Source organism: Kordia jejudonensis, from assembly GCF_001005315.1.
In the GTDB taxonomy this organism is placed as follows: domain Bacteria; phylum Bacteroidota; class Bacteroidia; order Flavobacteriales; family Flavobacteriaceae; genus Kordia; species Kordia jejudonensis.
Window position 1 is genome coordinate 1 of sequence record NZ_LBMG01000124.1, and the last position, 2,293, is coordinate 2,293.

Genomic DNA, 2,293 nt, shown 5'->3' on the forward strand with positions numbered 1-2,293 from the left:
CAAAACCCAAAACCCAAAACCCAAGACCCAATACCCAAGACCCAACAACCCAAAAACCTAGCCTAAAAAAACAACTCACTAACTTCAAACTACAGCTCACTATCATTTTTTTCGGTAGTAGATTTGTTTTATTGACTTTTATACTTGAAATTTAAAAACAAGTATGATGACAACAAAACGAATATGTACAGTATTAGGAAGAATTCTTCTTTCAACAGCATTTATGACGCTATTTCTGTTTAGCTATTCAGCTAGTGAGTTTGATCAGATGAATCATTTGATGGAACAATTAGGTGAAATACTTATTGTTTTTCTTATGTTAACTCTTTCATTTTTTGCTACAAATGAATGGATGCGTATCAAAAACAAAATTCATAAACCTTTTCCTTATTTCTTATGGATTACGTTAATTCCAATGATAATTTCTGCAATTCTTCTACTAATTACTGTTCCCAGTACTAAAGCTAATTTAGTTGATGTGTTTCTTGATACCCTTATTCCAGTTGGGAGTGTTTCCTTATTCTTAGGAGTTATTCATTACATAAAATACAACATCAATCTAAAAAAGGAGAGCCGCACTACAATTAATATGGATACACTTCCAATGTTGAAAAAAGTACTTTTATATGCTTTTGGATTATCAATAATATACTCATTTATCATTTTTATTCCTTCTTATAGACATATTCCTTTAGCTAACTTAAATTTAATTATTGACTTGATTAGCAATTTCATTATTGCCGTTATTTGTTGGTATTTAATACTTTCTTTTCATAAATATTTAGAAAAAAAGGCTTCATTTTTTACAGCATTCATAATCACAATTATTGGAATTGCAATCATTATGCAATTTGCCCTAATTTTTAAGCTAATTACCTTAGGAATATTTCATGGATATTTAGATGCAGTACTTCAACGTATTACGTTTTGGAATGTTATTTTAGGAAACTTTAATGATACATTGTATATAATTTTCTGTGTCTTAATCTACCAATTTTTATACTTCAATAAAACACGTGTTACGGAGCAAAAAGCTTTTAAAGCAGAAATAGTTAAACAAACCGAAAAGTATGAAAATTTACGTCGTCAGTTGAGTCCACATTTTTTGTTTAATAATATCAATGTATTGACCGCGTTGATTGAGGAAAATCCAGCAAAAGCAGTTCATTTCTCAGAATCTTTAGGAAATATTTACAGACACTTTTTACGTCAGGAAGATGAAGATGTGGTATCGTTACAAAGTGCACTTTCATTCTCAAAAGATTATTTAGAATTGTTAAAATATAGGTATGAAAATGGATTTCATTACACCTTGCCCAAAACCGTAGATTCAAACTATTACATCATTCCGTTAGCATTGCAGCAAGTCATTGAAAACACCATTAAACACAATGAAGTTTCAAAAGTAAAACCATTACATATTACTATTGCTACACAAGATGAATATCTAATTGTACAAAATACAAAACAACTAAAATCAATTACTGAAGACACTAAAAAAACAGGAATTGATAATATTAAAAAACGGTTTGCTTTTCTAACAGAAAAAGAAGTAATTGTTGAAGATACTAGCAATTCATTCATCATAAAGTTACCAATTTTAAACATGGAAGACGCATGAAAGCATTACTTATAGAAGATGAAATTCCATCGAGTAGAAGACTTACTAGAAAACTAACTGCTGAAAATGTTGAGGTCGTTGCAGAGCTTTCTTCGGTACAACAAGCCATTTCATGGTTACGTCGTAATGAACATCCAGAAGTGTTTTTTGTGGACATTCAATTAGGTGACGGATTGGTGTTTGAAATTTTTAAAGAAATTCACATTACAAGTTATATCATATTTACAACAGCGTATGATGTCTATGCGTTACAAGCGTTCAACTATAAAAGTATTGCGTATTTACTAAAACCAATTACAACAGAAAAATTACAAGAAGCAATTGCCAAAGTCAAAAGTTTTCATGCTGTTTCTAATCGAATAGAAGAAATTCAACAATTAATTACGCATGCAAAGGAAACATCCGTAAAAAATAGTTTTGCTGTTAAGATTGGACGAAGAATAAAAATTATCAAGCTGCCAGAAATTGTCTGTTTCTACAGCGAACACAATACAACTTTTATACAAACAACGAATAATCAATGTTTTCCCATTGATTATTCGTTAACATATTTAGAAACTGTTTTGCCAAAGCAATTATTTTATAGAGTAAATCGAAAATTCACCATTCATAAAACGTTCATTGAACGTATGGAAAGTTACACCAACTCACGTTTGCAAATAAAACTAAACA

Annotated in this window: 2 protein-coding genes; both read left to right on the plus strand. The window is 29.9% G+C overall.

The window, feature by feature from the left end:
- Positions 1-163: 163 nt before the first annotated feature.
- Positions 164-1,621 (plus strand): sensor histidine kinase, encoded by a 1,458-nt coding sequence (locus tag AA089_RS24020; RefSeq protein ID WP_082113479.1) that lies wholly within the window; start codon positions 164-166, stop codon positions 1,619-1,621.
- On the plus strand, positions 1,618-2,293 hold a 676-nt coding region (locus AA089_RS22885; protein WP_046759350.1), incomplete at its 3' end, for a LytR/AlgR family response regulator transcription factor. The genes AA089_RS24020 and AA089_RS22885, both read left to right, overlap by 4 nt.